Raw genomic sequence first — 5,265 nt, forward strand, 5'->3', positions numbered from 1 at the left:
CCACGGATTATTATAGAGGGCCTGAACAGGCATTTCGTAATCTTGCCACTCTGGTGTCTCGAGATCAGCCATGATGCTGACATCATCGTAGACCCAAGCAATGCAACGTCCAGCACGTAGAGCTTCCTTACCTTCGGAATTTCCGGTAAATGCAATCAGCTTTGCTTTCAGTTGCCGTTCGACTTGTTGATTATAGTAGTTTCCCTGCTTTCCGCACACCGGCTTTCCGGCAATGTCGTCCCAGCTTTTGATGACACCCTTCTTGGCAAGCAAGGTCGGCCCCGAGGCCCAGTAAGCGGGTTCAATAATGCCGATGACCTTACGACGTTCCGCAGTATCATACATACCGCCGACAATCAGATCGATCCGGTTCTGCTGGAGGAACTGCATGCGGTTCGCAGATGTAATAATGACGGGCTCTAGTTTGACACCCAGCGCATCCGAGACGCTCTTGGCGAGATCAACTTCGATACCTTGAAGATTGCCGTCCGCACCTGGGAAAGACCAGGGCTTGAAAGCCCCTTGCAAACCAACACGGAGAGTGCCGCGCTCCAGGATTTCCTTCAATCGCTCGCCATCAGCACGAGCCTGGCTCGCAAAAAGCGAAATCGCCATAGTAAGCGTGGAAACTGCCACCAAAGCAAGATTTTGATGTCTGCGCATACCCATTTCAGTTCACTCCTCTTTTTTGTTTCGTTAGGATTTTGCAGGCTCTCCCGAACGGTGAATTTCCCGTTGGTATTGAAGAAACTTGTCTACTTCGCGCTCGATCTGCTCTGGCTCCCATCCTAGCAAATCGGCGATTTCATTCGCCACATTGGTGGCAGTGGCGCGGTCTATATGCTGCCCCCAACCTATGCCGCTACGGGTATAGAAGATACCTTTCAAATCCCGGGCATGTTCCCGCAAGACATAATGCCGAAACGACGGAGTGTCTTCATCAGCGCCCGACGTGTTCGACTGTTGCATTTGACTTGTTTGCCGATCACGCCGCATCGGAATATTTGCTTCAACCGTTGCCAGTAGCTCCCGCCCTGCACTCATATGGCTCATGACCGGTCCGGCAGTCATCGCAAAAATTCCCGGATGGCCTTTGTCCTTCAAATGATGGATATGCCGAACTCTGTCACCGTCAGGGTTTTTGGGATTAAAGGTCAACGGCCGCACACCTGCCCAGGTAAATTCGACATTCTGTTTCGTCAGCTTAAGAGCAGGAAGAAGAAAATTGATTTCATCGAGTAGAAATTCAATATCGACGTCATCTGCCATAACGTTACTGGCGTCGCCTTCGAAATAGGTTTCGGTCGGGCCAATATGATAAAGGTCCTCCTTGAACGGCAGACAATAGATCGGCATTCCCAATCGATTAAGCGCCGCAACCCCGTGACCACGATAATAATCCGGAAGACGAACGACTATATGCGCGCCCTTCGTCCCGTGAATCAGACGATCATTCCCCTCCCCGGATACTCCCTGTAGAACGTCATCGATCCAAGTTCCGGCAAGATTGAGAATGATAGGTGCGAACACGCTGCTTATTTCACGATCTGCAGAGCTAAGATCGACCCGCCACAGCCCATCAGAGTTTTTTTCTCTGATGCTCGCACTGGTGAACAAACGGACATCAGCGCCTAGCTTCTCTGCTTCGGTGGCCGCATCGACGCAAAGCCTATCGGGCCAGTCCATGATGTATTCGCGGTAAGTCGCTATCGACTTCAGTTGTTTCCGATCTCGAAGGTCCTTTGCCAAAGGCACTGAGCTATCAAAGTTGCGCTTGTGCCGTTGGTACTCCAGCGGCAGTCGCCCCGATCCAAGACGCTTCAAGAGCGAAAGCCCAATATCCAGGTGCCATCCACGCAGATCATCCGCTTCGTATAAAGGAAAGCACATTTTGAAAGGCTTGCATCGCATTGGTTGGAGACGCACCAGTTCTTCCCGCGCATTCATAGCGGCACGCGCCATGGAAATCGCGTTCTTCAACTTCAATGGCGACGATGCGAACGTGCGGACCGGATGTCTCGTCTCAAAATATCTGAGACCGCAGTGGAGTATCCTGGACGATCTGCTCGACGCGCCGTTTGCGAAATCACCCTTTTCGACAAGCAAGACCTTGAACCCAGCGGCGGAGAGTTCGCGGACAGCGCTGGTACCGTTGATACCACCGCCAATGACGATCACATCATAACTTTCGTCCCGCGTGGCCTCCATCCTCATTTAACTGCTCCTTTCCTCGGCGTCGGGCGAGTACAGCAGCTAATTCGGAATGCTCAAAATAAAAAATTTGGCCTCCTATATGCAGTAAATGCATAATGGATTGAGCCCCCCGGAAGTCTGGCAACTTAACGATTCCTATCCGTCAAAAGTGCGGCAACTTCGCCAACACTGCGTCTCGCTCGCTGAAAAGAAGGTCCAGAAGCGCTTCCGACACGCGACTTTGCGGACGAGAATAAGGGCGAAGAAGCGCCACGTTGAACGGTATTTTAGGCAGGAATGGCACCAGCATTACCCGATCATCAAGTTGGTGAATGGCCGTGTAAGGGTCTATAAGCGCGACCCCCAGGCCAATTTTGGCGAATTCATATGCCGCAGCGGAAATCGTTGTTTCATAAGCTGGGTCCAGTTTTTCGCCCGCCGCGCGGAATGCCTGCGCAATAATCGGGCCAGCTGCGGTGAATGACGCAAATGATACAAATGGTACGTTTCGAAGATCCGGTGGTTCAATTTTGTCGCGGCTCGCGAGATGGTGGTCACGTGGAACCGCAGCAATATAAGCGGCATCGCTGAAAACTTCTGTTTGAAAGCCAGATCTGCGGAATGGGAGTTCAGCAAGACCAAAATCCAGCTGTTGGGACGCCGCCCATTCTTCGATCTTGGCAGAAAGCCGTATATTCAGCTGCACACGTGTTTGAGGCCAGCCATCTTTAAATTTCTTTAGCGCCTGGGGCATGAAACTTATCCCAAGGGCGGGCATAACAGCCGCAGTTATACGGCTGGTTTCACCTTCGGCAACAGTTGCCGCAAAATTTCGCAAAGAATCGAGAGATGTATACGCTCTATCGATTTCATCCAGAAGAAGGTGGGCAACTGATGTCGGCGTGATCAACCCTTTTCTGCGCTCAAACAGGGTGACACCCAACTCGGTTTCAAGCTTATTCAGAAGCCGACTGACGGCGGGTTGACTGCGCCCTATAAGTTCAGCAGCGGCGCTTACCGTTCCAGTTAGCATCACTGCCCGGAAGGCTGAAAAGTAGATGAGGTTCATCCCTACTTCCCAGTTTTGTTTCCCTGGCTTCTTCATCAAATATCATCCCAGCATTTCAGTTGTGGCACACACTCGCCTACAACAGTGCCAAGGGCAAACGAAATAGCAGACAATACCGATGTTTGATTGCAGTTCACCCGTCAGTATGAAGTAACGGCGTTTATCGGATTGAACCGCCCCGGCTTTACCGGAGACCCCAACTCGTGAGAAGCAGGGTCTATGACAAGCAAGACGACGAACAAATTTTCTCCTGAAGTCCGCGCCCGCGCCGTTCGGATGGTGAAGGAACATGAAGCCGAACACTCATCGCGCTGGGCGGCGGTATCATCGATAGCGGCCAAGATCGGCTGCTCAGCTCATACCCTCCATGAATGGGTGAAGAAGGCCGAGGTCGACAGCGGCAAGCGTGCAGGTTTGCCGAGTGACGTGGCGGAGAAGATGAAGGCTCTGGAGCGGGAGAACCGCGAGCTTCGTCAGGCGAATGAGATTTTACGCAAAGCCTCGGCGTATTTTGCCCAGGCGGAGCTCGACCGCCCACTGAAGCGATGATTTCCTTCATCGACGAACACCGCTCGGTGCTCGGGGTCGAGCCGATCTGCAGACTGCTGCCGATTGCCCCGTCCACCTATTATGAGGTTATCGCCAAGCGCACAGACGTGGACCGCCTATCGGCCCGCGAACGGAATGATATTGCCATGAAAGTCGAGATACGCCGGGTGTTCAACGAGAACTTCCAAGTCTATGGCGTGCGCAAAGTCTGGCGGCAGTTGCAGCGAGAAGGTTACGACATCGCCCGCTGCACCGTCGCTCGGCTTATGAGAATGATGGGGCTTCAAGGCGTCATTCGCGGCAAGCCAGTCAAAACCACCGTTTCGGACAAGTCCGCTCCATGCCCGCTAGACCGGGTGAACCGACAGTTCTTCGCTCCAGCGCCGAACATGCTGTGGTTATCCGATTTCACCTATGTCGCGACCTGGCAGGGCTTCGTTTACGTGGCCTTCGTCATTGATGCCTTCGCCCGCCGTATCGTCGGTTGGCGGGCAAGCCGAACGGCTCATGCCGGCTTTGTGCTCGATGCCCTCGACCAGGCACTGCATGATCGGCGGCCGGTCAAACGTGGCGGGCTGGTTCATCATTCCGACCGCGGCTCGCAATACGTGTCCATTCGCTATTCCGAACGGCTGGCCGAGGCGGGCATCGAGCCATCTGTCGGAAGCGTTGGCGACAGTTACGACAATGCTCTCGCCGAAACGATCAACGGTCTTTACAAGGCCGAGGTCATCCATCGCCGGGGACCATGGCGAAACTTTGAAGCCGTGGAGTTCGCCACGCTCGAATGGGTCGACTGGTTCAACAACCGCCGCCTTATGGAGCCCATCGGAAACATTCCGCCTGCCGAGGCCGAAGAACGACACTATGCCATGCTGGACGCACCAGCCATGGCCGCGTAACTTAAACCAAACGGTCTCCGGTAAAGCCGGGGCGGTTCAGATTACAGCCCAAAGATGTTCCTTCATTACAGCCTCATGCAGCTCGACTCCAAACCCAATGTCTTCTGAGATCGGAAGGCGTCCGTTCCTGACCGTTTCCTCAAAGGGCACGGTAGCCACTTCAATATATCCCGGTATGTCAGCCCAATATGGGAAATGTTCTTGAACATAAAAATTGGGCAAACAGGCGCTCATGTGAGTCGCGATGTTGGCTGCGATAGAACTTCCGCACACATGCGGCTGCACCTTCAAACCGTAGGCGTCAGCCATCGCTGATATTTTATGGACTTCCGCGAAACCACCCGCATTGCCAATATCGGGCTGCAATATACTGATCGCACGTCTCTCAAGAAGATCGCGAAAACCTTGTCTGAGATAGTGCCGCTCTCCAGTCGCAATCGGAATATCAATCGACGAAGCGACTTGAGACAACGCACCGAGGTCGCCGGGATCGGTGATTTCCTCCACAAACTCGATATCATATTCTTTGATACGCTCACAAAACCGCATGGT

At 53.3% G+C, this 5,265-nt stretch carries 5 protein-coding genes and 1 other annotated feature; of the genes, 1 reads left to right on the forward strand and 4 read right to left on the reverse strand.

Annotated elements, in window-relative coordinates; all coding sequences use genetic code 11:
* The 3 genes from HWD97_RS23925 to HWD97_RS23935 all read right to left on the reverse strand — a co-directional run.
* Positions 1 to 669, reverse strand: a 669-nt coding sequence (locus HWD97_RS23925) for a transporter substrate-binding domain-containing protein (protein WP_371835776.1), incomplete at its 3' end; no start/stop codon positions are given.
* 27 nt (positions 670 to 696) lie between these two features.
* Positions 697 to 2,214, reverse strand: a complete 1,518-nt coding sequence (locus HWD97_RS23930; protein ID WP_112701725.1) for an FAD-dependent oxidoreductase — start codon at positions 2,212 to 2,214, stop codon at positions 697 to 699.
* Between the two features lie 142 nt (positions 2,215 to 2,356).
* Positions 2,357 to 3,298 carry a LysR family transcriptional regulator gene (locus HWD97_RS23935; protein ID WP_247882252.1) on the reverse strand — a complete coding sequence of 314 codons (942 nt, stop codon included), beginning with the start codon at positions 3,296 to 3,298 and terminating at the stop codon, positions 2,357 to 2,359.
* 183 nt (positions 3,299 to 3,481) lie between these two features.
* Here HWD97_RS23935 and HWD97_RS23940 point away from each other — a divergent pair.
* Positions 3,482 to 4,713, forward strand: a protein-coding gene (locus tag HWD97_RS23940) for an IS3 family transposase (RefSeq protein WP_112701726.1) whose coding sequence is annotated in 2 segments (ribosomal slippage) — positions 3,482 to 3,773 and positions 3,773 to 4,713 — 1,233 coding nt in all. Because the reading frame shifts where the segments join, the coding sequence is not laid out codon by codon here.
* Positions 3,766 to 3,882, forward strand: a sequence feature (AL1L pseudoknot). It overlaps the preceding gene by 117 nt.
* 36 nt (positions 4,714 to 4,749) lie before the next feature.
* Here HWD97_RS23940 and HWD97_RS23945 read toward each other — a convergent pair.
* The coding region (locus HWD97_RS23945) for an enolase C-terminal domain-like protein (RefSeq protein ID WP_371835777.1) at positions 4,750 to 5,265 on the reverse strand (516 nt) is incomplete at its 5' end.

Source organism: Ochrobactrum sp. C6C9, assembly GCF_022627935.1.
GTDB classification, from domain to species: Bacteria; Pseudomonadota; Alphaproteobacteria; order Rhizobiales; family Rhizobiaceae; genus Brucella; species Brucella teleogrylli.

What these genes read in the sequence shown, in the direction of transcription:
- HWD97_RS23935 (WP_247882252.1), bottom strand. Translation starts at nt 3,298, where the DNA reads ATGAAGAAGCCAGGGAAACAAAACTGGGAAGTAGGGATGAACCTCATC.
- HWD97_RS23930 (WP_112701725.1), bottom strand. Translation starts at nt 2,214, where the DNA reads ATGAGGATGGAGGCCACGCGGGACGAAAGTTATGATGTGATCGTCATT.